The organism is Microbacterium ginsengisoli, assembly GCF_000956535.1.
GTDB lineage: Bacteria > Actinomycetota > Actinomycetes > Actinomycetales > Microbacteriaceae > Microbacterium > Microbacterium ginsengisoli.
In genome coordinates, this window is the sequence record NZ_JYIY01000077.1 from 54,627 (window position 1) to 79,730 (window position 25,104).

Annotated in this window: 24 protein-coding genes; 18 read left to right on the plus strand and 6 right to left on the minus strand. The window is 70.7% G+C overall.

The genetic code is table 11. The features are described 5' to 3' along the window. Positions 1–6: 6 nt before the first annotated feature. Positions 7–2,259, plus strand: a complete 2,253-nt coding sequence (locus tag RR49_RS10690; RefSeq protein ID WP_045248074.1) for a RelA/SpoT family protein — start codon at positions 7–9, stop codon at positions 2,257–2,259. Here the strand turns inward: RR49_RS10690 and RR49_RS10695 are convergent. The 3 genes from RR49_RS10695 to RR49_RS10705 form a co-directional block, all read right to left on the minus strand. Next, positions 2,246–2,797: a hypothetical protein gene (locus RR49_RS10695; protein ID WP_052672043.1), complete on the minus strand. Its 552-nt coding sequence runs from the start codon at positions 2,795–2,797 to the stop codon at positions 2,246–2,248. The genes RR49_RS10690 and RR49_RS10695 overlap by 14 nt on opposite strands. 66 nt (positions 2,798–2,863) lie before the next feature. After that, positions 2,864–4,429 (minus strand): DUF349 domain-containing protein, encoded by a 1,566-nt coding sequence (locus RR49_RS10700; RefSeq protein ID WP_048808932.1) that lies wholly within the window; start codon positions 4,427–4,429, stop codon positions 2,864–2,866. A 92-nt stretch (positions 4,430–4,521) separates the two neighbouring features. Continuing rightward, positions 4,522–4,821 carry a hypothetical protein gene (locus tag RR49_RS10705; RefSeq protein WP_045248076.1) on the minus strand — a complete coding sequence of 100 codons (300 nt, stop codon included), beginning with the start codon at positions 4,819–4,821 and terminating at the stop codon, positions 4,522–4,524. A gap of 146 nt (positions 4,822–4,967) precedes the next feature. On the opposite strand from RR49_RS10705, the gene RR49_RS10710 reads away from it, so the two are divergent. The 10 genes from RR49_RS10710 (at position 4,968) to aroB (ending at position 15,898) form a co-directional block, all read left to right on the plus strand. Then, on the plus strand, positions 4,968–6,257 hold the full coding sequence (locus RR49_RS10710) for a replication-associated recombination protein A (RefSeq protein WP_045248178.1): 1,290 nt from the start codon (positions 4,968–4,970) through the stop codon (positions 6,255–6,257). 181 nt (positions 6,258–6,438) lie between these two features. Beyond that, positions 6,439–7,068 carry a 30S ribosomal protein S4 gene (gene rpsD / locus RR49_RS10715; protein WP_048808934.1) on the plus strand — a complete coding sequence of 210 codons (630 nt, stop codon included), beginning with the start codon at positions 6,439–6,441 and terminating at the stop codon, positions 7,066–7,068. A gap of 138 nt (positions 7,069–7,206) precedes the next feature. Beyond that, positions 7,207–7,452 (plus strand): ATPase, encoded by a 246-nt coding sequence (locus tag RR49_RS10720; protein ID WP_045248077.1) that lies wholly within the window; start codon positions 7,207–7,209, stop codon positions 7,450–7,452. Positions 7,453–7,513: 61 nt separating this feature from the next. Continuing rightward, positions 7,514–10,174: an alanine--tRNA ligase gene (gene alaS, locus RR49_RS10725; protein WP_045248078.1), complete on the plus strand. Its 2,661-nt coding sequence runs from the start codon at positions 7,514–7,516 to the stop codon at positions 10,172–10,174. A gap of 1 nt (position 10,175) precedes the next feature. Beyond that, complete coding sequence (gene ruvX, locus RR49_RS10730) at positions 10,176–10,655, plus strand: Holliday junction resolvase RuvX (protein ID WP_045248180.1); 480 nt, start codon at positions 10,176–10,178, stop codon at positions 10,653–10,655. After that, positions 10,648–12,189 (plus strand): endolytic transglycosylase MltG, encoded by a 1,542-nt coding sequence (mltG, locus tag RR49_RS10735; RefSeq protein ID WP_045248079.1) that lies wholly within the window; start codon positions 10,648–10,650, stop codon positions 12,187–12,189. The genes ruvX and mltG overlap by 8 nt, the downstream gene beginning before the upstream one ends. Further along, positions 12,159–13,046 (plus strand): shikimate dehydrogenase family protein, encoded by an 888-nt coding sequence (locus tag RR49_RS10740; protein ID WP_342666960.1) that lies wholly within the window; start codon positions 12,159–12,161, stop codon positions 13,044–13,046. Before mltG ends, RR49_RS10740 begins: the two co-directional genes overlap by 31 nt. A 4-nt stretch (positions 13,047–13,050) precedes the next feature. Beyond that, positions 13,051–14,295 carry a chorismate synthase gene (gene aroC / locus RR49_RS10745; RefSeq protein WP_045248080.1) on the plus strand — a complete coding sequence of 415 codons (1,245 nt, stop codon included), beginning with the start codon at positions 13,051–13,053 and terminating at the stop codon, positions 14,293–14,295. Further along, positions 14,292–14,822 (plus strand): shikimate kinase, encoded by a 531-nt coding sequence (locus RR49_RS10750; RefSeq protein WP_045248081.1) that lies wholly within the window; start codon positions 14,292–14,294, stop codon positions 14,820–14,822. The genes aroC and RR49_RS10750 overlap by 4 nt, the downstream gene beginning before the upstream one ends. Next, on the plus strand, positions 14,819–15,898 hold the full coding sequence (aroB, locus tag RR49_RS10755) for a 3-dehydroquinate synthase (protein WP_045248082.1): 1,080 nt from the start codon (positions 14,819–14,821) through the stop codon (positions 15,896–15,898). Before RR49_RS10750 ends, aroB begins: the two co-directional genes overlap by 4 nt. A gap of 54 nt (positions 15,899–15,952) precedes the next feature. Here the strand turns inward: aroB and RR49_RS10760 are convergent, their stop codons facing one another. The 3 genes from RR49_RS10760 to RR49_RS10770 all read right to left on the minus strand — a co-directional run bounded on the left by RR49_RS10760 (position 15,953) and on the right by RR49_RS10770 (position 18,955). After that, positions 15,953–17,284, minus strand: a complete 1,332-nt coding sequence (locus tag RR49_RS10760; RefSeq protein WP_045248083.1) for an MFS transporter — start codon at positions 17,282–17,284, stop codon at positions 15,953–15,955. A 77-nt stretch (positions 17,285–17,361) separates the two neighbouring features. After that, the gene (locus tag RR49_RS10765; protein WP_045248084.1) at positions 17,362–18,243 is read right to left on the minus strand and encodes a shikimate dehydrogenase; all 882 of its coding nucleotides are present in this window, start codon (positions 18,241–18,243) and stop codon (positions 17,362–17,364) included. An 82-nt stretch (positions 18,244–18,325) separates the two neighbouring features. Next, positions 18,326–18,955, minus strand: coding sequence for a TetR/AcrR family transcriptional regulator (locus RR49_RS10770; protein WP_212742797.1), 630 nt, complete (start codon positions 18,953–18,955; stop codon positions 18,326–18,328). Between the two features lie 82 nt (positions 18,956–19,037). Here RR49_RS10770 and RR49_RS10775 point away from each other — a divergent pair, with 82 nt between their 5' ends. From RR49_RS10775 to pyrR, 7 genes are all read left to right on the plus strand, one after another. After that, positions 19,038–20,864: a bifunctional sugar phosphate isomerase/epimerase/4-hydroxyphenylpyruvate dioxygenase family protein gene (locus RR49_RS10775; protein ID WP_045248086.1), complete on the plus strand. Its 1,827-nt coding sequence runs from the start codon at positions 19,038–19,040 to the stop codon at positions 20,862–20,864. After that, positions 20,861–21,319 (plus strand): type II 3-dehydroquinate dehydratase, encoded by a 459-nt coding sequence (locus tag RR49_RS10780; RefSeq protein WP_045248087.1) that lies wholly within the window; start codon positions 20,861–20,863, stop codon positions 21,317–21,319. Before RR49_RS10775 ends, RR49_RS10780 begins: the two co-directional genes overlap by 4 nt. A gap of 92 nt (positions 21,320–21,411) precedes the next feature. Further along, positions 21,412–21,972 carry an elongation factor P gene (efp, locus tag RR49_RS10785; RefSeq protein WP_045248088.1) on the plus strand — a complete coding sequence of 187 codons (561 nt, stop codon included), beginning with the start codon at positions 21,412–21,414 and terminating at the stop codon, positions 21,970–21,972. Between the two features lie 3 nt (positions 21,973–21,975). After that, entirely contained in the window at positions 21,976–22,386 is a 411-nt protein-coding gene (gene nusB / locus RR49_RS10790; RefSeq protein WP_045248089.1) for a transcription antitermination factor NusB, read from the plus strand. 85 nt (positions 22,387–22,471) lie between these two features. After that, positions 22,472–24,049: a Rieske 2Fe-2S domain-containing protein gene (locus RR49_RS10795; RefSeq protein WP_045248090.1), complete on the plus strand. Its 1,578-nt coding sequence runs from the start codon at positions 22,472–22,474 to the stop codon at positions 24,047–24,049. A gap of 8 nt (positions 24,050–24,057) precedes the next feature. Next, on the plus strand, positions 24,058–24,492 hold the full coding sequence (locus tag RR49_RS10800; protein WP_048808936.1) for a hypothetical protein: 435 nt from the start codon (positions 24,058–24,060) through the stop codon (positions 24,490–24,492). A 77-nt stretch (positions 24,493–24,569) separates the two neighbouring features. Next, a complete protein-coding gene (gene pyrR / locus RR49_RS10805; RefSeq protein ID WP_045248091.1) occupies positions 24,570–25,103 on the plus strand; it encodes a bifunctional pyr operon transcriptional regulator/uracil phosphoribosyltransferase PyrR in 534 nt (177 codons plus the stop codon). Position 25,104 lies beyond the last annotated feature (1 nt).

A 25,104-nucleotide genomic window follows, 5' to 3' on the forward strand; every position in this document is an offset into this window, starting at 1 on the left:
ACGCGAGTGACCGAGACCGTTCCGGCCGCGCCCCAGGCCTCTTCGCTGCGGCGGCTCGTGCCTCGGATCTTCTCCCGCGCGCACCGGCGCGACGATGTCGACCAGCTCGTGCGCACGGTGCGCACGCATCATCCGCGCGGCGACCTCGCTGTCATCGAGCGCGCATACACCGTCGCGGAGCGCGCGCACCGCGACCAGAAGCGCCAGAGCGGTGAGCCGTACATCACGCACCCGCTCGCGGTCGCTCAGGTGCTCGCCGATCTCGGTCTCGGACCGAAGGCGATCGCTGCGGCCCTGCTGCACGACACCGTCGAGGACACCGACTACAGCCTCGACCAGTTGACGGCGGAGTTCGGCGACGAGGTCGCGATGCTCGTCGACGGCGTCACGAAGCTCGACAAGGTCAAGTACGGCGAGAGCGCGCAGGCCGAGACGGTCCGCAAGATGATCGTCGCGATGTCGCGAGACATCCGCGTGCTCCTCATCAAGCTCGCCGACCGGCTCCACAACGCCCGCACGTGGGGTTTCGTGCCGCCCGAGAAGGCGCAGAAGAAGGCGCGCGAGACTCTCGAGATCTACGCTCCGCTCGCGCACCGCCTCGGCATCCAGGCGATCAAGTCGGAGCTCGAGGACCTCTCGTTCGCCGTGCTGCACCCCAAGCTCTACGCCGAGATCGAGAGTCTGGTCAAGCAGCGCACGCCCCAGCGCGAGCAGTACGTGCACAGTGTGATCGACTCCGTCGATGCGGATCTGCGCGAGCTGCGCATCCGCGGGCGCGTCATGGGTCGTCCGAAGCAGCTGTACTCCGTGTATCAGAAGATGGTGGTGCGCGGTCGGGAGTTCGACGACATTTACGACCTGATCGGCATCCGCGTGATCGTCGCGACCGTGCGCGACTGCTACGCCGTGCTGGGCTCGATCCACGCCCGCTGGACTCCACTGCCCGGCCGCTTCAAGGACTACATCGCGACGCCGAAGTTCAACCTGTACCAGTCGCTGCACACCACGGTGATCGGCCCCGGCGGGCGCACCGTTGAGATCCAGATCCGCACGAACGAGATGCACCAGCAGGCCGAGTACGGCGTCGCGGCGCACTGGAAGTACAAGGAGCGGATGTCGGGCAGTCGCACCGACGACCGCACCGTCGACACCGACATGGCGTGGCTCGCCCACATCTCCGACTGGCAGGCCGAGACCGCTGACCCCGGCGAGTTCCTCGAGTCGTTGAGGTTCGAGATCGGCGCCAAGGAGGTCTACGTCTTCACGCCGAAGGGACGCGTGATCGGGCTCCCGTCCGGCGCGACTCCGGTCGACTTCGCCTATGCGGTGCACACCGAGATCGGCCATCGCACGATGGGGGCGAAGGTCAACGGGCGTCTCGTACCGCTCGAGAGTGAACTGAACTCGGGCGACGTCGTCGAGGTGTTCACCTCGAAGAACCCGGATGCGAGCCCGAGCCAGGACTGGCTCACGTTCGTCAAGAGCACCCGCGCGCGCAACAAGATCCGCGGCTGGTTCACGAAGGAGCGCCGCGAAGAGGCGATCGAACAGGGCAAGGAGTCGATCGCCCGCGCGATGCGGCGGCAGAACCTGCCCTTGCAACGCCTGATGAATCAGGACTCCTTCTCCCAGGTCGCACACCAGCTGAAGTACGAAGATGTCTCCGCCCTGTACGCCGCCGTCGGCGAAGGGCACGTCTCCACCCAATCGGTCATCGAGAAGGTCACCGCGCTCGTCGCGGAGGGGGACACCTCCACGGGGGCCATCGAGCTGCCCCACGTCGGCCGCAGCCGCGCGCCGCGTGACGGTGACTCGGGCGTCCTCGTGCGCGGCGCTCCCGACATCCTCGTGAAACTCGCGAAGTGCTGCACCCCGGTCCCGGGCGACGAGATCGTCGGGTTCGTGACGCGCGGCAGCGGCGTCTCCGTGCACCGCACCGACTGCACGAACGTGAAGGCGCTCATGGACAACCCGGAGCGGCTCATCGACGTCGAGTGGGCGCCGACCACGAAGAGCGTGTTCCTGGTGCAGATCCAGGTCGAGGCCCTCGACCGATCGGGACTGCTCAGCGACGTGACCCGCGTGCTCAGCGAGCACCACGTCAACATCCTGTCGGCGACGGTGTCAACCACCGACGACCGCCTCGCGCTCAGCCGGTTCGTGTTCGAGATGGGCGACACCGTGCACCTCGACCGCGTGCTCAACGCCGTGCGTCGCATCGACGCGGTCTACGACGTCTACCGCGTCACGTCGTCCTGAGCTCGTCGATCAGAGCCTCCAGCATCGCGAGGCCACGGCGCTTGTGGTGCAGCGGGCCCGCCGCCTGCAGAAGAGCGTAGGCATCACGCACCCGCACAGCCGGCGCGGGATGAGCGTCGCACAGCGCGCGCACCGCGACCTCGTCGCCCGCACGGGCGAGGTCGGTCGTGGTGTACACGGCGGATGTCACAGCCACGCCGCCGCAGAGCTCGACGGCGTCGGCGGGAAGACCCTGATCGCTGTACACGAGGCGCCGGTCGACGGGCTGGCCGATGCGGTGCGCGACCGCGCGCTGCACGCTCTGACGCTCGGGCAGCGGGAGCAACGCTCCGTGGACCCAGGCGGCGCTGCGACCGACGAGCGCGGTGTTGGCCGGCACGAGCTGGGCGAGGGAGGCCGCCCGGATCGCGGGGGTCTCGATGGCGTCGGCGGGCATGAACGCATCGCCGACCTCGACGAGGTCGCCGTCGATGCGCGCCGCACTCAACTCCGCGACCGACAAGCGGTCACCTGCGACGTACACGAACGGCGATCCCATGCGAGCCATGGTGCCGCACGCGGCATCCGCTCGCCGGACCGGAGGGTCGAAGCTGTGGAGAAGGCGTCAGCCGCCGATGGCGCGCAGCCAGCCGCGACGCGCCTCGAGCGCCTCGGTCGCCGCCTTGACCTTGCGGCTGTCGCCGGTCGCCTTCGCCGCGGCGAGGTCGTCCTCGAGCTTCGCGATGGCATCCTCGAGCTGACGCGTCATGTCGTTCGCACGCGCCTTCGTCTCGGGGTTGTTCTCACGCCAGTACGTCTGCTCGCGGTCGCGCACGCCCTGCTCGATGCGACGAAGTTCGTCGTCGAGCTGGCGCTCCTTGTCACGGGGGAAGATGCGGCCGATCTCGTCCCAGCGACGCTGGAGACCGGTGAGCAACTGCCGCGCGGCGGCAAGGTCCTTCTCGCCCGGAACCGCGGCGGCCTCGGTGAGCAGCGCCCGCTTGAGCTCGATGCGCTCCTTCGACTCCTCGGCCTCGACGCTCTCGCGGTCGGAACGGGCGCCGTAGAGCACGTCACCGGCGGCCTTGAACCGGGCCCACAGGGCGTCGTCGATCTTCTTGCCCGCGCGGCCCGCGCTCTTCCACTCGTCGAGGAGGGTGCGGTAGGCGGCGATGCCGTCCTCGCCGCGCGGGGCGAGGGCCTCGGCCCGCTCGACCAGACGCGACTTGCTGTCGCGCGCCGACTTGTGGGTCTCGTCGAGGTCGGCGAAGTAGGCGCGACGGTGACGGTCGATCGTCGCGCGCGCGTCACGGAAGCGGCCCCAGAGCTTCTGAGAGATGGCGCGGGGGAGACGAGGACCGTTCTGCTGGTGGTTCTGCCACTGGTCGAAGAGCGTGGCGATGTCGGCCGTGGTCTGCTTCCACTGCACGCTCTGCGGGTCGCGGGCGGCGAGAGCCTCCGCCTTCTCCACGATCGCGGTGCGCTCGGCGATCGCCTCGTCGACGGCTTCCTTGGCCTGCTGCGCCTCGACCTCGGTGGCGGCGCTCAGCGCGGCCACGAGAGCGTCGAGTCGCGCGGCGAGTCCTTCGAGGTCGCCGACCGCGGCCGCGCCCACGACGCGCTCACGCACGGCGGCGGCGGTGGAGCTCAGGTCGGCGGCGCCCGCGCCTCCGCGGCGGTGACGCGCCTCGAGGAGCACCACCTCGCCCGCGAGATCGGCGTACTTGCGCTCGAAGTAGGCGAGAGCCTCGTCACTGGACCCGTCGGGGTACTGGCCGACGACGCGCCAGCCGGCGGACTCGCGCACCGACACGGTGCCGTCCTCTTCCACACGCCCCCAGGGCTCCGTGGTCGCGGCGGGCGCAGCGACCGGTGCGGCGGAGCGCGGGCGGGTGGGCACGGGGATCGCGCGCGACGGTGACGGGACGGGCGCCGGTGCGGGGGCGGCATCCGTCACCGTGTCGTCCTCGACCGGAGCGTCGGGCGCCGGGCTCTCGACCGCGGGCGCCTCGTCCCCGGATGCCTCGACCGCGGCGATCGCGGCCGGGGCAGACGCCTCGTCGGCGACGTCGGGGGTGGCCTCGACGTCTGCAGTGACGTCGGTGGCAGGGGTCTCTTCGGCCGGGGTCTCGGGCGTCGGGTCCGCCTCGGCGGCGGGGACGTCAGGAGTCTGGTCGTTCGTGGCAGTCACGGGTGCACCTCAAGCGGTTCGCCGGGCGGTCGGATGGACGTGCTCAGCCTAGTACGCGCCCTCCGACGGCCCGGTCGGGGCGTCGTCACGCGTCACGGGGTCGGACTGGGCGAATCCGTCGCGCGGGGGGTCGGGAAGAACAGCGGCTGATCGCTCGGGTTCACCGTCGGGGTGGGGCTGGGCGACGGCGCGGGCGCGCCGGGTCCGACGGAGTAGTAGGCGAACTGACCCGCCGCGAGAAGGAGGATTAGGATGCCGCCGGCGACGGCGGCGATCGTGTTGTCGCGGACGCGACGGCGCCGGCTCGCCTCGTGCAGCGCACGGCGGGCCTCGTACGCCCTGGCGCGCTCGCGCGCCACCCTCTCGTCGCGCGACTTTCCGCCTGCGGCCACGGGTCCTCCTGCACTGGTCGTTGAGCGCACCGATCCTACGCAGTGATCCGGTGGGCGGCCAAAGCGTCGGTGTCTCATGGCGCCGCTAGCCTGGCGTGGTGAGTTCCGCGCCCCTGCTGTCGTCCCCGACGCCGCTGGCGGTGCGCATGCGCCCGACGTCGCTCGACGAGGTAGCGGGTCAAGGGCATCTGCTGCGTCCGGGGTCGCCGCTCGTGGCGCTCGCCTCGCCCGACTCCCGCAGCGCCGCCGCGGTGTCGGTCATCCTGTGGGGGCCGCCCGGCACCGGCAAGACCACGCTCGCGCAGGCGATCGCCCGCTCGTCGGGGCGCCGGTTCGTCGAGCTGTCGGCCATCACCGCGGGGGTGAAGGACGTGCGCGAGGTCATGCAGGACGCACTGAACCAGCGCGACCTGTACGGGCAGTCCACGATCCTGTTCCTCGACGAGATCCATCGCTTCACGAAGGCGCAGCAGGACGCCCTGCTGCCGGGCGTCGAGAACGGCTGGGTCGTGCTGATCGCCGCGACGACCGAGAACCCGTCCTTCTCGGTCATCGCGCCTCTCCTGTCGCGCTCGCTGCTGTTGACGCTGCGCGCGCTCACCGACGACGACCTCGGGTCGCTCGTCGACCGCGCGGTCGCCGATCCGCGCGGGCTCTCCGGCGCGGTGGCGCTCGACGACGACGCGCGCGGCGCGCTGGTGCGGCTCGCCTCCGGTGACGCGCGTCGGGCGCTGACCGCGCTGGAGGCGGCGGCGACGCTCGCGGCGGGGGACGCGGCATCCGATGACGACGAGGCGACACCCCAGGTCACGGCCGAGCACGTCGCGGCGGCGGTCGACCGCGCGCTCCTGCGCTATGACCGGCAGGGCGACGAGCACTACGACGTGATCAGCGCCTTCATCAAGTCGATCCGCGGTTCCGATGTGGATGCCGCGATCCACTACCTCGCGCGCATGATCGAGGCGGGGGAGGACCCGCGGTTCATCGCCCGACGCCTCGTCATCTCCGCCGCCGAGGACATCGGCCTCGCCGATCCGCACGCGCTGCAGATCGCCGTCGCCGCCGCCGACGCGGTCGCGTTCATCGGCATGCCCGAGGGGCGCATCCCGCTCGCCGAGGCGACCGCGTACCTCGCGACGACCGCGAAGTCGAACGCGGCGTACCTGGCGATCGACGCGGCCATCGCCGACGTGCGGGCGGGGTCGTTCGGCGCCGTTCCGCCGCATCTGCGCGACGCGCATTACGCGGGCGCGAAGCGGCTCGGACACGGCAAGGGCTACGTCTATCCGCACGACACCGACCTCGGCGTCGCCGCACAGCAGTACCTTCCCGACCCGCTGGTCGGGCGCCGCTATTACACGCCGACGGCGCACGGCCAGGAGCGAGACGTGCAGGCTCGGCTCGAGCGCATCCGGCGCATTCTGGGCGACGGATGACGCGGCCCGGCCGGCGCGGGCCGGTCTGGTAGCATGGACCGGCTCGAAACCGGTTTTCGGGCATCCCCTCCTTCCTGGAACACCTCACGGTGCGCCCCGGCGTGCACACCGAGAGGGCGGGAGAGGGAGATACGTCCGCGGGCCGTGAGAGACACGGCCGCGTCATCGGAAGGAACACTTCGTGGTCACGAAGTCCCAGGACCGCCGCAAGGTCCGCCTGTCCCGCGCCCTCGGCGTGGCACTCACCCCTAAGGCCGCCCGCTACCTCGAGAAGCGTCCCTACGCTCCGGGCGAGCACGGCCGCACCAAGCGCAAGGCCGACAGCGACTACGCCGTCCGTCTGCGTGAGAAGCAGCGTCTGCGCGAGCAGTACGGCATCCGCGAGAAGCAGCTGCGCATCGCGTTCAATGAGGCCCGCCGCACCGACGGCCTGACCGGTGAGAACCTGGTCGAGCTGCTCGAGATGCGTCTCGACGCGCTCGTGCTGCGCGCCGGCTTCGCCCGCACCACCGCCCAGGCCCGCCAGTTCGTGACCCACCGTCACATCCTGGTCGACGGCCAGATCGTGGACCGCCCGTCGTTCCGCGTGAAGCCCGGCCAGCTCGTCCACGTCAAGGCCCGCAGCGAGGGCACCGAGCCCTTCCAGGTCGCGGCCGCCGGCGGTCACGCCGACGTGCTACCGGCCGTTCCGGGTTACCTCGAGGTCGAGCTCGACAAGCTCCAGGCGCGCCTCGTGCGTCGCCCGAAGCGCGTCGAGGTGCCCGTCACCTGTGACGTGCAGCTCGTCGTCGAGTACTACGCCGCACGCTGAGTCGCACCGAGAAGGGCGTCGGGGAAACCCGGCGCCCTTCTCGTATCTGCGCCGCCGGCGCCCGCCGACGGACACCACCCGTCGCCTACGATGGACCACGGACGTGAGAGTCGCGCCCGACGAGGAAGTGATCTGACTGTGAAGAACGTGCTCTGGTTCGTGCTCGGCGCCGCTGCCGGCTTCGTGGTCGCGCACGTCGTGAACAAGGATCCTCGCGGTCACGAGGTGCTCGCCGACATCGACGCGCGCATCACCGAGTTCACCGAACGCGTCACCGACGCGTACCGCGAGCAGCAGGCGCGCTTCGGCGAGACCGTCGGCGACGCCGTCCACGAGGCCGCCGAGGCCGTCGCGGATGCCGCCTCCCGGCCGGCGAACGACTGATCACCCCGAGACATCCGCGGGCCGGGCTCCGGCACCGCCCGTTCACCATGAGGACTCCCGCATGAAGACCGCCGAGATCGCGCAGCGCTACCTGGACTACTTCGAGCGCAACGGCCACACCATCGTGCCGTCGGCGTCCCTCGTCAGCGACGACCCGTCGATCCTGTTCACGATCGCGGGCATGGTGCCCTTCATCCCCTACCTCAACGGCACCGTTCCGCCGCCGTACCCGCGCGCCGCCGACGTGCAGAAGTGCATCCGCACGAACGACATCGAAGAGGTCGGCAAGACCGCCCGTCACGGCACGTTCTTCCAGATGCTCGGCAACTGGTCGTTCGGCGACTACTTCAAGGAAGGCGCGATCGGCTACGCGTGGGAGCTGCTCACCTCGAGTGAGGCCGACGGCGGCCTCGGGTTCGATGAGCGCGACCTGTGGGTCACCGTCTACGAGGACGACGACGAAGCCGCCTCGCTGTGGAAGAAGATCGCCGGACTCCCGGAGGCGCGCATCCAGCGCTTCGGCGCCGAGGACAACTATTGGTCCACCGGCCAGCCGGGCCCCGCCGGCCCCTGCTCGGAGATCTACTTCGACCGCGGCCCCAAGTACGGCCGCGACGGCGGGCCTGCGGTCGACGACAGCCGCTTCACCGAGATCTGGAATCTCGTGTTCATGCAGTACGCCATCACGAACGTGCGCTCGAAGACCGAGTTCGACGTCGTGGGGGAGCTCCCCAAGAAGAACATCGACACCGGCATGGGCCTCGAGCGTGTCGCGTTCATCAAGCAGGGTGTCGACAACATGTACGAGACCGACCAGGTGCGTCCCGTGCTCGACCGTGCCGTCGCGCTCTCGGGACGGCCGTACGGCGCCGTGCACGAGGACGACGTGCGCTACCGCGTCATCGCCGACCACATCCGCTCGTCGCTCATGCTGCTCTCCGACGGCGTCACGCCCTCGAACGAGGGACGCGGCTACATCCTGCGCCGCCTCATGCGCCGCTCGATCCGTGCGATGCGCCTGCTCGGCGTCGACGCCCCGACCTTCCCCGAGCTGTTCTCCGCGTCGCGCGATGCGATGAAGAGCGCCTATCCGGTCGTCGACGAGGACTGGGCGCGCATCTCGCAGTACGCGTTCGCCGAGGAGGAGACGTTCCTGCGCACGCTCGCGTCGGGGTCGACGATCCTCGATCTCGCGGTGACGCAGACGAAGGATGCCGGTGGCACCGAGCTCGCCGGCAGTGAGGCCTTCCTGCTGCACGACACCTACGGCTTCCCGATCGACCTGACGCTCGAGATCGCCGAGGAGGCGGGCATCACCGTCGATCGCGACGGCTTCGACACCCTGATGCGGGAGCAGAAGGCGCGCGCGAAGGCCGACGCGAAGTCCCGCAAGCGCGCCCTCGCCGACGTGAGCGTCTACGGCGACTTCCGCGCGAAGGGCGAAACCGTCTTCACCGGCTACACCGACCTCGAGACCGAGTCGTCGGTGCTCGGCATCCTCGTCGACGGCGTGCCGACCGACCGCGCCACCGAGGGCCAGATCGCCGAGGTGATCCTGCGGGAGACCGCGCTGTACGCCGAGTCGGGCGGCCAGGTCGCCGACAAGGGCGTGATCGTCGGCCCCGGGTACGAGCTCGAGGTGCTCGACGTGCAGAAGCCCGTGCCCGGCCTTGTGAGCCACACGGTCGAGGTGACCCGCGGCGACGTCGGTCTCGGCGCCCCCGCGACATCCGTCGTCGACCGCGCGAACCGTCGCGCAGCACGTCAGGCCCACTCCGCGACGCACCTCGTGCACGCGGCCCTGCGCGACACGCTGGGGAAGACCGCGACGCAGGCGGGTTCGCTGAACCGCGCCGGCTACATGCGCTTCGACTTCTCGTGGAGCCAGGCGCTGTCGGCCGAGACGCGCACGGAGATCGAGGAGATCGCCAACAACGCGATCTACGACAACCTCGAGGTCACGACCCGCGTGCTGCCGCTCGCGGACGCCAAGGAACTCGGCGCGATGGCGCTGTTCGGCGAGAAGTACGGCGAGACCGTGCGGATGGTCGACATCGGCGGCCCGTGGTCGCGCGAGCTCTGTGCGGGAACCCACGTGGCCACGAGCGCTGAGATCGGGCTGATCTCGCTCGTCAGCGAGTCCTCGGTGGGCGCGTCCAACCGCCGCGTGGAGGCCCTCGTCGGGCACGACGCGTTCCGCGAGCTCGCGGCCGAACGGGCGCTGGTCGCCGAGCTGTCTGCAAACCTCAAGGCTCCGCGCGACCAGCTCGTCGCGCGCATCGCCGAGCTCGGCGCCAACCTGAAGGCCGCCGAGAAGAAGATCGCGGCGTTCGAGGCCGGCAAGCTCGCCGAGCGCGCCCCCGAGCTCGCCGCGTCGGCGACGACCACCGGACCGTTCCGCGTCGTGAGCGCCGCGATCGGCGCCGTCGGCTCGGCCGACGACCTGCGCACGGTGGCGCTCGCCGTTCGCGATCGACTCGGCGACGAGCCCGCCGTGATCGTGCTCGGCGCCGTGGCCGGCGACCGACCCGTCGTGATCGCCGCGACCACCGCCCGCGCACGCGAGGCCGGAGCCAAGGCGGGTGTGCTCGCGAAGACCGCGGCCGGCGTGCTCGGCGGCGGCGGCGGCGGGCGCGACGATGTCGCCCAGGGCGGCGGTACGGATGCCGCGCTCCTGCCCGATGCGCTCTCGGCGGCGGTTCGGGCTCTCGAGGTCGCGTGACGTGACGGGGTTCCGACGCGGCATCCGGATCGGCGTCGACGTCGGCACCGCCCGGGTCGGCGTCGCCCGCTGCGACCCGGACGGCTTGCTCGCGACCCCCGTGGAGACCGTGCCGCGCACAGACGCGGCCGTCGCCCGCGTGCGGGAGATCGGCGCCGAGTGGGACGCAATCGAGTTCGTCGTCGGGTTGCCCGTCGCGCTGTCGGGTCGGGAGACCGCGTCGACGGCGGATGCGCGCGAGTTCGCGGCGCAACTGGCCGCCTCCGGTGTGCCCGTGCGCCTCGTCGACGAGCGCCTGAGCACGGTCTCCGCGCACGCGGCCCTGCGTGGCTCCGGGCGTTCGCAGCGACAGTCTCGTAACATCGTCGATCAGGTCGCCGCAGTGATTCTCCTGCAGAACGCGATCGACACCGAGAAGCAGACCGGGCGCACCCCCGGGGCCGTCGTGCCCGCGCCCGAGGAGGCCACGCCGAATGACTGACGAGAAGAGCGCGGACGATCCGTTCTCGACCCTGTACTCGCAGCTGCCCGCCAACCGGCCGCGGACGAGTGCGGCCGACGAGACGCCCGCATCCGCCGAGCCGGGCACCGAGACGGCGCCGCTCACCCGCCGCGAGCTTCGCGAGCGACTGACCCGCGAAACCACCGGGCAGCAGCAGCCGGCGCCCGACGCCGCCCCCGTCAGCCCGACACCGGCCTCGTGGCCCCCGCGCGTGCCGAGTCAACCCGACGCGCTCCACCCCGCGAGCCTCACCGGCCTGACCCCGGCGCCCACCGCCGCCATGCCTCCGTCGGGAAGCACCCCACCGCCGGTCACTCGGCAGCCGGAGCGCACAGCTCCCGTCGGCGCCGCAAGAGCGTCCGCCCCCGGAGACCTCGCGGACCTCTTCACCGGGCGGGCATCGTCCGATACGGTCGGAGCCGTGCCGAAGAAGCCCTCGAAGCGACGTCGGCGCGCACGGGGGTGGATCGCCCTCGCCATCGTCGTGGTATTGCTGGGGGGTATCGGCGCCGGTGGCGTGTGGGTGTGGAACACGTACGGCGACAAGGTGCGCTCGTTCATGGGATGGGAGGAGCCCGCGGACTATGCCACCGGACTCGCCAACGGCGAAGCACTCCTCACGATCGCCTCGGGCGACACCGGCATGACGATCTCGACGAAGCTCTACCAGGCCGGCGTGACGAAGACGTCCTCGGTCTTCTACAACATGCTCGTGAAGTCGCAGCAGAACCCGAACTTCCAGCCCGGCGTCTACAAGCTGCAGAAGCAGATGACCGCCGCCGCGGCGCTCGCCGCGATCCAGGACCCCGCGAATCGCCAGCAGAACACGGCGCTCATCCGGGAGGGTCTCACGGTCAGCCAGATCGCCCAGGCGCTCTCCGACGATCTGACCATCCCCCTGGCCGATGTGCAGGCAGCGGTGAAGACCCCGTCCGACTACGGCGTCAGTGCGGACTCCCTCGAGGGCTGGCTCTTTCCCGCCACGTACACCTTCGATCCCGGCACCACCGCGACGCAGGCCGTGAAGGCGATGGTCGACCGCACGAAGCAGTCGCTCCAGCAGGCGGGGGTTGCGGCATCCGATCAGCAGCGGATCCTCACGATCGCCTCGATCATCCAGCGCGAAGCCCGCCAGTCCGCCGACTTCTACAAGGTGTCCCGCGTCATCCAGAACCGCCTCGCCGATGGCATGAAGCTCCAGATGGACTCCACCGCCCAGTACGGCTACGGCGAGATGCACGACGGCAGTGTGAGCTCGTCGGCCGCGGCGTTGGCGGACAACAACCCCTGGAACACGTACGTGATCACGGGGCTGCCGAAGGGACCCATCTCCAACCCCGGGGACACGGCGATCGATGCGGCCGTGCACCCGGCAGACGGACCGTGGCTGTACTTCGTGACCGTCAACCTCGACACCGGTGAGACCGTGTTCTCCACCACCGATGCGGAACATGAGGCCGCGGTGGCACAGTGGCGGTCCTGGTGCGCGCAGAACCCGAACTCGGGATGCTGACGCCGCCCCGCTGCGAGGTGTGGGGCGACCCGATCGCGCACAGCAAGTCGCCCGCGCTGCACCGCGCGGCCTACGCCGCCCTCGGCCTGGAGTGGAGCTACGACCGGCTCCGCGTCGATGAGTCGGCCTTTCCCGGCGCCCTCGGCGAGGCCGCGACGCGCGTGCGCGGACTCTCGCTCACCATGCCGCTCAAGGGCGTCGCCTTCGCCGCGGCCGGGCGACGCGACGACGACGCGACCACCACCGGGGCAGTGAACACCCTCGTGCGCACAGAATCAGGCTGGGACGGCTTCAACACCGACGTCGCCGGGCTCATCGCGGTGCTGCGAGAGCTGGGCGTGTCCGAGCTGACGCACGCGCGCATCCTCGGCGGGGGAGCGACCGCGACCTCCGCCCTCGTTGCGCTGCACCGTCTCGGCGCCGACCGGGTGAGCGTCGTGACCCGCCGCCCCGGGGCTGCGGCGGCGCTCATCGACCTCGCCGCCACCCTCGGCGTCGAGGTGACCCCGGCGACGTTCGACGACGCCGACGCGACCCCCGTTCCCGTGACCGTCGCGACGATCCCCACCGACGCCGAGCTCCCCCCCGGGGTGGCCGCGCACCTCGCGGGGGCCGGCGGCATCCTCTACGACGTCGCCTACGGCACCTGGCCCACCCCGCTCTCCCGCGCGTGGGAGGCGGAGGGCCTGATCTCCGCCAACGGCCTCGGGATGCTGCTGCACCAGGCGGTGCGGCAGGTGAGCGCGTTCCTGCACGGCGATCCGGCGGTGCCGCTGCCCGATGAGGCCGGCGTCGTCGCTGCGATGCGCGCCGCCGTCACAGAGGCGGATGCGGTCGTCCCCGGCGTGGGAGACTAAGGGAATGCTCCGCGTGCTGACGGCCGGCGAATCGCACGGCCCCGAACTCGTCGCGCTCGTCGAGGGACTCCCGGCCGGTGTCCCCGTCTCGCGCGCCGCCATCCAGGCCGACCTCGCCCGACGCAAGCTCGGCTACGGTCGCGGATCGCGCATGAAGTTCGAAGAGGACGAGCTCACGATCTCCTCGGGCGTGCGTCACGGCTACACCCTCGGCAGCCCCATCGCCGTGCGCATCGGCAACACCGAGTGGCCCAAGTGGGTCGAGGTGATGAGCGCCGAGCCGGTCGAGCTCACCGAGCGCTCCCGCGGCCGCGGCGCCGCCCTCACCCGCCCTCGTCCGGGACACGCAGACCTCGTCGGCATGCAGAAGTACTCGTTCGACGAGGCGCGCCCCATCCTCGAGCGCGCGAGCGCCCGTGAGACGGCCGCCCGCGTGGCTCTCGGAGCCCTCTCGCGCGCCTTCCTCGCCGAGCTCGGCATCCGGCTCGTCAGCCACACCCTGTCGATCGGACCCGTGCAGGTGCCCTCGGATGCCCCGTGGCCGACGCCCGACGACGTCGACAGCCTCGACGCCGACCCGCTGCGCTGCTTCGACCCGGAGACATCCGCACGCATGGTCGAGGAGGTCGACGACGCGAAGAAGGCGGGCGACACGCTGGGCGGCATCGTCGAGGTGCTCGCCTACGGACTGCCGCCGGGGCTCGGCTCCCATGTGCAGTGGGATCGGCGCCTGGACGCGAAGCTCGCGCAGGCGCTCATGAGCATCCAGGCCATCAAGGGCGTCGAGGTCGGCGACGGCTTCGAGACCACCCGACGCCGCGGGTCGGCCGCCCACGACGAGCTCTTCGTCGCCGAGGACGGCATCACCCGGTCGAGCGACCGCGCCGGCGGCACGGAGGGCGGGATGTCCACGGGCACGCTCCTGCGCGTGCGGGCCGGTATGAAGCCGATCGCGACGGTGCCGCACGCCCTGCGCACGATCGACGTCGCGACCGGCGACGCGGCCGCCGCACACCACCAGCGCTCCGACGTCTGCGCCGTGCCGGCGGCGGGCGTCGTCGCCGAGGCGATGGTGGCCATCGTGCTCGCCGACGTCGTGCTCGAGAAGTTCGGCGGCGACCACGTCGACGAGACCCGCCGCAACCTCGAGGCCTACCTCGCGCACATCCCCGACGCGCTCGCGACGGCGGGGGAGAGCGATGCCGCCCTCGCGGCGGTCGACGCGGTCGTCGACATCCCCCTCGGATGAGCGGGGTCGCTCCCTCGATCGTGCTGGTCGGCCCGATGGGCGCCGGGAAGACGAGCGTCGGCAGACGCGTCGCCCGCGCGCTAGAACGGCCGTTCCTCGACACGGACAAGATCATCACGCGCGACCACGGGCCGATCCCGGCGTACTTCGAGGCGCACGGGGAGACGGCGTTCCGAGCGATCGAGCGCACCGCGGTGGCCGAGGCCCTGACGACCGGCGGCGTCATCGCGCTCGGAGGCGGGGCGGTGCTGCACGAGGAGACCCGTGCCGACCTCGCCGCGCATCACGTCGTGCTGCTGACGGTAGCCCCGCACATCGTCGCGTCCCGCATCGTCGGCGACGATCGCCCCCTGCTCGCCGGCGACGACCCGATCGCCCGCTGGAACCGCATCTACGACGAGCGACGAGCCCTCTACGAACGGGTCGCCGACCTCACCCTCGACACCTCACACGGCCCCCTGTCGGACGTGGTCGAGCGCATCGTCGCCTGGGACCGCGCCCGCCGGACGGAAGGATCCCCTTCATGAGCACCACCACGATCACCGTCGGCGGAGACACCCCCTACGACGTGACGGTGGGCCGCGGCATCCTGCCCCTCGTCGCCGAGGCCCTGCCCGCCACCGCCCGCAAGGTGCTCATCGTGCACCCGCCGACCCTCGCCGATCAGGCGGCCGCGCTGCGCGAGGTGCTGCGCGGCGACGGTGCGCGCGAGGTGCTGCTGGCCGAGGTGCCGGACGCTGAGCAGGGCAAGCGCGTCGAGGTCGCGGCGTTCTGCTGGCAGATCCTCGGGCAGGCCGATTTCACCCGCACCGACGCGGTCGTCGGCTTTGGCGGAGGAGCGGTCACGGACCTCGCGGGCTTCGTCGCTGCCACCTGGCTGCGCGGCGTCGCGATCGTGCAGGTGCCGACGACGGTGCTGGCGATGGTGGATGCCGCGGTGGGCGGGAAGACCGGCATCAACACCGCGGAGGGCAAGAACCTGGTGGGCGCCTTCTGGCCGCCGCGTGCGGTGATCTGCGACCTCGACCTCCTCGACGGTCTCAGCGCGCACGAGCGCACCGCCGGGTTCGCGGAGGTCGTGAAGGCCGGGTTCATCTGGTACCCGGAGATCCTCGATCTCATCGAGAAGGATCCCGCGGCCGTCGTCGATCCGGGCTCGGAGGCGTTCCGTCGATCGATCGAGCTCGCCATCGAGATGAAGGCACGCGTCGTCGGCGAGGACCTGCGCGAGGCGGGGCTGCGCGAGGTGCTCAACTACGGACACACTCTCGGTCACGCCATCGAGCACGCCGAGCGCTACCGCTGGCGCCACGGCGCGGCGATCTCGGTCGGCATGGTCTTCGCCGCCGAGCTGTCGCGTCTGGCCGGACGCCTCAGCGACGACGTGGCGAACCGGCACCGCTCGGTTCTGGAGTTGCTGGGTCTTCCCACCTCGTATCGCGCGGGCGCCTGGCCGCAGCTGCTGGCGACCATGCAGCGCGACAAGAAGACGCGCGGCGCCATGCTGCGCTTCATCGTGCTCGACGACCTCGCCCGTCCCACCGTGCTGCAGGCACCCGACGAATCACTGCTGTTCGCGGCCTATCAGGAGATCGGCTCCTGAAATGCGCAGAGCCCCGGCCGTCCGAAGGCGGTCGGGGCTCTGCGACAGCGGAGGTCAGGCCGCGATGTGCTCCCTCACGGTCACCGGGGCCGGACGGGCCTCCCCGAGGTCGGCGGTCGCGACATCCTTGGTCTCCCGTGCAGTGAACGCGGCGCCCGCCGCGATGAGGGCGACCACGGCGGTGAACACGCTCGTCACGACCCAGCCACCCACCTGCACGCCACCGAGGGCGGTCACGATGGTCGGTGCGAAGCCGGCGGCCAGGAACCCGAGCTGGGTGCCGATCGCCATGCCGGAGAAGCGCACGCGGGTCGAGAACATCTCGCCGTAGAACGCAGGCCAGACCGCGTTCGCGGCCGCGTAGCCGAACGAGAACGTGAGCACGGCGAGCACGAACGTCAGCAGCGCGTTGCCGCTCGACATCGACAGCATGTAGAAGGGCATCAGCACCGCCGAGGCCAGCGCCCCGTAGATGAAGACGGGCTTGCGGCCGATGCGGTCGGCGAGGCGGCCGAACAGCGGCTGCGTGCCGAGGGCGAACAGGTTGGCGACGACGACCAGCCAGAGTGTGAGCGACGCGGCGAGGCCGACCTTCACGCCGTAGGCGATGGCGAGGTTGCCGAAGACGGTCGAGACCGCCGAGATGGTCGCGCACAGCACGACGCGGATCACGTCGCGCCAGTGGTGGCGCAGCAGCGGGATGAGCGGGAGCCGAGCGATCTCGCCGCGGGCCTTCGCCTGCTCGAACTCGGGGGTCTCGTGCAGCCGGCGACGGATCACCCACGCGACGAGCACGACCACCGCGCTGAGCCAGAACGGGATGCGCCAGCCCCACGAGAACTTGATGTCGACGGGAAGGGCCACGACGGGAACGAAGATGAGGGCAGCGAGGATCTGTCCGCCCTGGGTGCCGGTGAGGGTCCAGGAGGTGAAGAACGCGCGACGGTCATCGGGGGCGTGCTCCAGCGTGAGCGACGAGGCGCCGGCCTGCTCGCCGGCGGCCGAGAGTCCCTGCAGCAGTCGGGCGAGCACCAGCAGGATGGGCGCCGCCCAGCCGATCTGCGCATAGCCGGGGAGGCATCCGATCGCGAAGGTCGACAGACCCATGAGCAGCAGCGTGAACATGAGCACGCGCTGACGTCCGACGCGGTCGCCGAAGTGCCCGAGGATGACGGCGCCGACGGGACGCGCGATGTAGGCGAACCCGAAGGTCGCGAACGACATGACGAGAGCCGCCTGGTCGTTGGAGGGGAAGAACACGCTCGGGAAGATGAGCGCGGCCGCGGAGCCGAACAGGAAGAAGTCGTAGTACTCGACGGCGCTCCCCATGAAGCTCGCGATGGCCGCGCGCACTGGGGTCTTCCGCGTCGTTGCGGGAGTGGACATGAGTCTCCTCTATCAGATGGGTGTTGTCGGGGGTAGGGGTGGGATGGAAGGAACGGATGCCGCGTCTGCCGGTCGGCTCAGCGGGCGAGGATCTCCTCGGAGGTGACGAGGTCGCGGAAGTGCCGGGTCATGCGTCGGGGGTCGGGACGCACGCCCGTGATCAGCTCGAAGGCGTCGACCGCCTGGTGCACCGCCATCTGGCCGCCGTCGAGCGTGCGGCAGCCGCGCTCGCGAGCGGCGTCCAGCAGGGCGGTGCGCAGCGGGCGGTAGACGATGTCGGCGAGCCAGGTCTGCGGGCGCAGCAGCGCGGGGTCGAACGCGGTGCCGGGGTGGGCGGCCATGCCGAGCGGGGTGCAGTTGACCACTCCATCGGCGCGGGCGAGCAGGTCGGCCGCCTCGGCGGGCGTCCCGGGGCGCACCTCGGCGTGGGGGTGCCGTTCACCGGCGCGCACCGCCAGGGCGGCCACCCGCTCGATGTCGAGGTCGACGATGGTCAGCTCGCGCACGCCGTCGCGCAGCAGTGCGTCGGCGACGGCGGAGCCTGCACCGCCGGCACCGAACTGCACGACCCGCTCCCGGGGGACGCCCGGCAGCCCTTCACGCAGGGCCGCGGCGAAGCCGGTGGTGTCGGTGTTGTAGCCGAGCCGGCCCTCGGCGGTCAGCAGGACGGTGTTCACGGCGCCGAGCGAGGCGGCGACCGGGTCGACGTGGTCGAGGTGGGGGAGGACCGCCTGCTTGAAGGGGTGGGTGATGTTGAGCGCGTCGAAGCCGAGGCGCTCGGCCCAGGCGAGGATCTCGCCGAGCTCGGTCACGCCGAGGCCGAGGAGCGCCGTGTCGATCGGGCGGTAGACGTAGGGAATCCCGAGGGCGGTGGCCTCCGCCATGTGCATGGGCGGGGTCAGCGAGGGGGTGACACCGTCGCCGACGAGGCCGACCAGGAAGCGTCGATCGCTGTGCACGGTACTCCTTCGTCCGAAGCGTTTGTACTAACTAGTACGTTCGCAGTGAACACGACAACATCCGACGTGTCAAGCACCGGTGTCAGGGAGTCGTGCGCAGCCAGCCGACGACTACGTCGCCGATCGTGCTGCGCAGGTGCGCACGGGTCGCGGCATCCGTGAAGTCGATGTCGAAGAGCTGCCCGAACGTGTGGCGGTTCGCGACCTGGAAGACGCAGTAGGCGCTGATGACGAGGTGCACGTCAAGCGCGTCGACGTCGCTGCGGAACAGCCCGGCATCGCGGCCGCGCGCGAGGATTCCGTCGAGCAGCGACTTGGCAGGCTGCGACAGCGTGCGCAGCGACGGGATCCGGGAGATGGATGTCCCGCGGTGGATGTTCTCGATCGCCACCAGCCGGATGAACGCCTCGTGCGAGACGTGATGGTCGAAGGTCAGCTCCGCGAGCTGGCGCACCGCGGCCAGCGGATCCGTGTGATCGACGTCGATCCCGCGCTCCGCCTCGCGAATGCCGCGATAGGCATCTTCGAGCACGGCGAGGTAGAGGCCTTCCTTGCTGTCGAAGTAGTAGTAGATCATCCGCTTGGTCGTGCGGGTGCGGCGGGCGATCTCGTCCACGCGGGCGCCGGAGAAGCCCTCTTCGGCGAAGACCTCGGTCGCGACCGCGAGCAGTTCGGCCTTGGTGCGTTCGGGGTCGCGGCGCACGTCACTCACGCCGTCAGAGTATCCGAGCGGGATCGGGGGAGTCGGGAACGGCATACCGCCGGGAATGTACCGAGTGGTACATTCCCTGACCATGGAGACCTCGATCGCAACGGTGTGCATCAGCGGGCCCCTCTCCGCCAAGCTCCACGCCATCGCCGCCGCCGGTTTCGACGGCATCGAACTGTTCGAACCCGACCTCATCGCCGCGCCCGAGAGCCCAGAGGAGATCCGGGCGCTGGCCGCACGACTCGGCCTGCGCATCGACCTCTACCAGCCGCTGCGCGACGTCGAAGGGGTCTCCGAGGAGGAGTTCGCCCGGGTCCTCCACCGCGCCGACGCGAAGTTCGCGCTCATGCAGCGGCTCGGCGTCGGCACGGTGCTCGCTTGCAGCAACGTCGCGACCGCCGTCACCGACGACCTGGACGTCAGCGCCGCGCAGCTGCGGCGCCTCGGCGAGCTCGCCGCGGGCCGCGGCATCCGGATCGCCTTCGAGGCCCTCGCCTGGGGACGCCACATCGACGACTACCGCACCGCCTGGGAGGTCGTCCGGCGCGCCGATCATCCCGCCGTCGGCGTGTGCCTCGACTCGTTCCACATCCTGTCCCGCCGCACCCCGCTGGAGGGCATCACGGAGATCCCGGGCGACCGCATCTTCTTCGTACAGCTCGCCGACGCACCCGCCCTGTCGCTCGACGTGCTCTCGTGGAGCCGGCACCACCGCCTGTTCCCGGGCGAGGGGGCGTTCGAGCTGGCGGACCTGACGCGCCGCGTCCTCGACGCCGGATACCGCGGTCCGCTGTCGCTCGAGGTGTTCAACGACACCTTCCGGCAGACCGACCCCGTGCGCACCGCCGCGCAGGCCCGCCGCTCGCTGCGCTGGCTCGAAGACGCCGTCGCGCGCATCGACCCGGACGTTCCCGACCTGCAGCTCCTGCCGGACTCCGCGGCGCCCGCCGGGGTCGCGTTCGTCGAGATCAAGGGCGAGGACACGAGCGGCTTCGACCGTGTGCTCGCCGCGGCGGGCTTCACCGCCCACGGCCGCCACCGCTCCAAGGCGGTCACTCTGTGGACCAGCGGGCGCGCCCGCATCGTGCTCAACGAGGAGCGCGCCGCGGGTCTCGCGCCCCGCATCGCCGCCGTCGGCTTCGACGTCGACGATGCCGACGCCGTCACCCGCCGGCTCACCGCCCTGGGGGTGCCGCGCGTCGACCGGCGCCGGCTCGCCGATGAGGCCGACCTGCCCGGCACCATCGCACCCGACGGCACCGAGGTGTACTGGAGCCAGGCGGCCGACGCCGGCGACCCGGAGTGGGCCGCCGAGTTCGGCCCGGTGCAGCGCTCCGCTGCACACGGCGTCACCCGCGTCGACCACGTGAGCCTCACCCAGCCCTGGCAGGTCATCGACGAGACCCGGCTGTTCCTGTCCGCCGCCTTCGCACTGGAGCCGCAGGGTTCCACGGATGTCCCGGGTCCTGCCGGACTCGTGCAGAGCCACGTCTTCGGCTCGCCCGACGGCGCCGTGCGTCTCCCCCTGAACGTCGCGCCGCCGTTGTCGGCCGAGGCGGGCCGCGACGGCGGGCCCGTGCAGCACATCGCCTTCGCCTGCGACGACGTCATCGCACTCGCGCGCGCCCTCGCGGACGCCGGCGTCGCGCCGCTTCCCGTCCCCGCGAACTACTACGACGACCTCGCCGCCCGGTTCGCACTTCCGGAATCGACGCTCGACGGGCTGCGCGCGGCATCCGTGCTCTACGACGCCGACGCCGACGGTTCCTACCTGCACGTCTACACACGCACGATCGGCGGCGTGTTCTTCGAGTTCGTCGAGCGCCGCGGCCACTACGACGGATACGGCCCCCAGAACGCCGCCGTCCGCCTCACGGCGCAGCAGCGCGCCGCTGATAGGTTCGGCGCATGACCGCCCCGCGCCGCATCCTGCTCGTCAACGGCCCGAACCTGAACCTGCTGGGCGTGCGGGAACCGGCGATCTACGGCCACGAGACCCTCGCCGACGTCGAGCGTCTCGTGACGGATGCCGCGGCCTCCCGCGGCTTCGAGGTCACCGCCGTGCAGTCCAACCACGAGGGCGTGCTGATCGACGCGATCCACGAGGCGCGCCTCACGGCGGCGGCGATCGTCATCAACCCCGGCGGTCTCACCCATACCTCGGTGGTGCTGCGCGACGCGCTCAGCGGGGTCGCCCTGCCGGTCGCCGAGGTGCACGTCTCCGACGTCTACGCCCGCGAGGCGTTCCGGCACCACTCGTACGTGCACGACGTCGCCGTCGTGCACGTGATCGGAGAGGGCGTCGCCGGCTACGTGCGCGCGACGAACCTGCTGCTCGACGTCGTGACCGGTCGCGCCGAGGGCTGATCCTCGGAATCGCCGGGTCACGGGGCATCCGTTAGACTCTCGTGTCGGCCGTCTCGGCCTCGCACCCACACGAAACGGAAAAGCGCACCCTCATGGCATCCACCGCAGACATCAAGAACGGCGTCGTCCTGAACATCGACGGTCAGCTCTGGAGCGTCGTGGAGTTCCAGCACGTCAAGCCCGGCAAGGGCGGCGCGTTCGTGCGCACCAAGCTGAAGAACGTGCTCACCGGCAAGGTCGTCGACCGCACGTTCAACGCGGGCGCCAAGGTCGAGATCGAGAACGTCGACCGCCGCGACTTCCAGTACCTCTACAACGACGGCGACAGCTTCGTGTTCATGGACGTCGCCGACTACGACCAGATCAACGTGGCCGCCGCGACGGTCGGCGACGCGGCGAACTTCCTGCTCGAGAACCAGCAGGTGCAGATCGCGCTCAACAACGGCAACCCGCTCTACATCGAGCTGCCCGCGTCCGTCGTGCTCGAGATCACCTACACCGAGCCGGGCCTGCAGGGCGACCGCTCGTCGGCCGGCACCAAGCCCGCCACCGTCGAGACCGGCTACGAGATCCAGGTGCCGCTGTTCCTCGAGACCGGCACGAAGGTCAAGGTCGACACCCGCACGGGTGACTACCTCGGCCGCGTCAGCTGACGCGTGAGCGCCCGTTCGAAGGCGCGCAAGCGCGCGCTCGACATCCTGTTCCAGGCGGATGTGCGCGGTGAGGACCTTCCCGCCGTGCTCGCCGCGGAGGCCAAGCGCGCGGCGAGCGAGCCCGCCCGCGTGGGTTCCTGGCTGTACGCCCGCGACATCGTCGACGGGGTGATCGACAACGCCGACCAGATCGACGAGCTCATCATCACCCACGCCCGCGATTGGAAGCTCGACCGCATGCCCGCCGTCGACCGCGCGCTGCTGCGCATCGCCACGTGGGAGATCGTGTTCAACAGCGAGGTGCCCAGCGCCGTCGCGATCGACGAGGCGGTCGAGCTCGCGAAGGAGTACTCGACCGACGGCTCGGGCTCGTTCGTGCACGGCGTGCTCGCCCGCATCTCGCGCGCCGTCTGAGCGCCCACGCCGCGCGTTTTCCCGGCCGCGGCACCCCGGCGCGCCGCACCCGCGTGCCTAGACTCGACTGCGGAAGGGAGAGCGCATGCGCATCACGGGCCTCGGCCACGCCGGCATGTTCATCGAGACCACGGGCGGCAGCATCCTCTGCGACCCGGTCATCGGCCCCTCGTTCTTCGGATCGTGGTTCCCGTTCCCCGACAACCGCGGGCTCGACTGGGAGCGGTTCGGCAACGCCGACTTCCTCTACGTCTCGCACCGGCACCGTGACCACTTCGACCCACAGCTGCTGCAGCGCTACGTGCCCCGAGACATCCGGGTGCTCCTGCCCGAGTACCCGACCGACGACCTCGAGGTCGACCTTCGCGCCCTCGGATACGAGAACATCGTCTACACGCAGGCGGGCGTTCCCCTCGTGTACGACAACGGCCTGACCATCATGGTGACCCCGCTGCGCGCCCCGAGCGACGGCCCGATCGGCGATTCGTCACTGAGCGTCGACGACGGCACCGCGAGCATGCTCAACCAGAACGACGCCCACCCGCTCGATCTCGAGAAGCTGCTCGCGTTCTCCCGCCCCGACGCCTACTTCACCCAGGTGAGCGGCGCGATCTGGTGGCCGATGGTCTACGACCTGCCCCAGGACGCCAAGCAGAACTTCGCGAGGCTCAAGCGCGACGCCCAGAACAAGCGGGCGATGTACTACATCGACAAGGTCGCCGCCGAGCACGTCTTCCCGATGGCCGGCCCGCCGATGTTCCTGCGCGAGGAGCTGTTCCGCTACAACGGCTACGGCCTCGAGGACGACTCGATCTTCACCGATCAGCAGCAGTTCCTCGACCACATGGCCGAGGTCTCTCCCGCCCAGAAGGGCTACCGGTTCGTGCCCGGCACCCAGGTCGACCTCGCGGGCAGCGAGATCCAGGTGACGCAGACCCTGTACACCGAGGCGGAGATCGAGCGCATCTTCTCCGACAAGTGGACCTATCTCGCCGAGCAGCTCGACGCCCGTCAGGACGAGGTGCGCGCCGAGGAGGCGCAGCGCGCCGCCGTGCTGCCGCCCGCGGAGATGCTCGCTGCGCTCCAGGAGTGGTGGGAGCCGCTGCTGCGCCGCGCACGCACCATCCGCAACGGCGTCGGCGGCAACGTGCGGTTCCGCATCGGCGACCTCGACATGGTCGTCGACTTCCCCAAGGCGAAGGTGCGCGAGTACGCGGGGGAGGAGTGCGTGTACTGGTACACGATCCCCGCCGACCTCGTCTCGACGAACATCGCCGACCACGAGATCGACTGGTCGAACTCGATCTTCCTGTCGATGCAGTTCGAAGTCGGACGCGCCGGCAAGTTCAACGAGTTCCTCACCACCTTCCTCAAGTGCCTCTCGCGCGACCGCATCGAGTACGTCGAGAACTGGTACGCCGAGCAGTCCGACCAGACCGAGGACACCGAGCTCGACGACTGGGTCGTGCAGCGCCGCTGCCCGCACCTGCGCGCAGACCTCACCAAGACCGGCAAGATCGAGGACGGCGTGCTGACCTGCTCCCTGCACGATTGGAAGTGGGATCTCGCCTCCGGCCGCTGCCTCACCTCGCAGGGCCACCCGATCCGCGCCCGCCGCGCCGACGAGACGGCGAGCCCCGAAGCCGCCGCAGCGTCGGTCTGAGCGTCCGAGTGAGCACGGCCCGCGGCATCCGTCGCCTCGACCCCCTGCACGTCGTCGACGTCTTCGTCTACGTCACCGTGCTGAACCTCACGGCCCAGTGGGTGCCGCAGGTGATCACCGAGTCGTTCACGACGTCGCTGTTCACCGCCATCGTGCTCAAGCTCGTGCTCGAGGCCGTGCTGTGGCTGAAGAAGGCCGTGCTCACGCGACTGAAGTCGGCCTCGACCTGGCCTCGCCGCGTCGTCAGCATCGTCGTGCTGGTGCTGCTGCTGCCCGGCAGCAAGCTTGTCGTCCTCGAGCTCATCCACCTGATCTTCGGCGATGCCGTGGCCCTCGGGGGGTTCTTCCTCGTGACCGCGCTCATCATCGTGCTTATGCTCGCGCGCCGCGGCGTGCGGTGGCTGCTCGCGCCGCGGGGCGCGTCGGCGCCGATCACCGACTGAGCGCCGATCACCGGCTAGGCTGGACACACCGAAGCAACCTTTAACACCGTCCCGTGAGGCGGAGAAGGGAGCGGCTGATGAGCGAGCGCACCGTTCTGCAGGGCGCGGACATCACCAGGGCTCTGACGCGCATCTCCCACGAGATCCTCGAGACCCAGCGCGGTGCCGACGACCTGGTCGTCCTCGGCATCCCGACGCGCGGCGTCGCCCTCGCCCAGCGCATCGCGACGAACCTGGCGGCCATCTCGGGCACCCCGGTCCCGGTGGGCGCCCTCGACGTCACGATGTACCGCGACGACCTCGCGCAGCATCCCACCCGCGCGCCGCAGCGCACCGACATCCCCGCCACCGGCATCGACGGCAAGACGGTCGTGCTGGTGGACGACGTGCTGTTCTCGGGCCGCAGCATCCGCGCCGCCCTCGACGCCCTGCAGGACATCGGCCGCCCCGCCGCCGTGCGCCTCGCGATCCTCGTCGACCGCGGCCACCGCGAGCTGCCGATCCGACCCGACTTCGTCGGCAAGAACCTGCCGACCTCCCGCGACGAGCGCGTCAACGTGCGACTCGTCGAGCACGACGGCGAGGACGCCGTCACGATCGAGGGGGAGTGAC

Excerpts from the sequence above, each read along its gene's own strand:
- RR49_RS10695 (WP_052672043.1), bottom strand. The coding sequence starts at position 2,797 with ATGGGATCGCCGTTCGTGTACGTCGCAGGTGACCGCTTGTCGGTCGCG.
- RR49_RS10710 (WP_045248178.1), top strand. The coding sequence starts at position 4,968 with ATGCGCCCGACGTCGCTCGACGAGGTAGCGGGTCAAGGGCATCTGCTG.
- alaS (WP_045248078.1), top strand. The coding sequence starts at position 7,514 with ATGAAGACCGCCGAGATCGCGCAGCGCTACCTGGACTACTTCGAGCGC.
- mltG (WP_045248079.1), top strand. The coding sequence starts at position 10,648 with ATGACTGACGAGAAGAGCGCGGACGATCCGTTCTCGACCCTGTACTCG.
- aroC (WP_045248080.1), top strand. The coding sequence starts at position 13,051 with ATGCTCCGCGTGCTGACGGCCGGCGAATCGCACGGCCCCGAACTCGTC.
- RR49_RS10750 (WP_045248081.1), top strand. The coding sequence starts at position 14,292 with ATGAGCGGGGTCGCTCCCTCGATCGTGCTGGTCGGCCCGATGGGCGCC.
- aroB (WP_045248082.1), top strand. The coding sequence starts at position 14,819 with ATGAGCACCACCACGATCACCGTCGGCGGAGACACCCCCTACGACGTG.
- RR49_RS10760 (WP_045248083.1), bottom strand. The coding sequence starts at position 17,284 with ATGTCCACTCCCGCAACGACGCGGAAGACCCCAGTGCGCGCGGCCATC.
- RR49_RS10775 (WP_045248086.1), top strand. The coding sequence starts at position 19,038 with ATGGAGACCTCGATCGCAACGGTGTGCATCAGCGGGCCCCTCTCCGCC.
- RR49_RS10780 (WP_045248087.1), top strand. The coding sequence starts at position 20,861 with ATGACCGCCCCGCGCCGCATCCTGCTCGTCAACGGCCCGAACCTGAAC.
- efp (WP_045248088.1), top strand. The coding sequence starts at position 21,412 with ATGGCATCCACCGCAGACATCAAGAACGGCGTCGTCCTGAACATCGAC.
- RR49_RS10795 (WP_045248090.1), top strand. The coding sequence starts at position 22,472 with ATGCGCATCACGGGCCTCGGCCACGCCGGCATGTTCATCGAGACCACG.
- pyrR (WP_045248091.1), top strand. The coding sequence starts at position 24,570 with ATGAGCGAGCGCACCGTTCTGCAGGGCGCGGACATCACCAGGGCTCTG.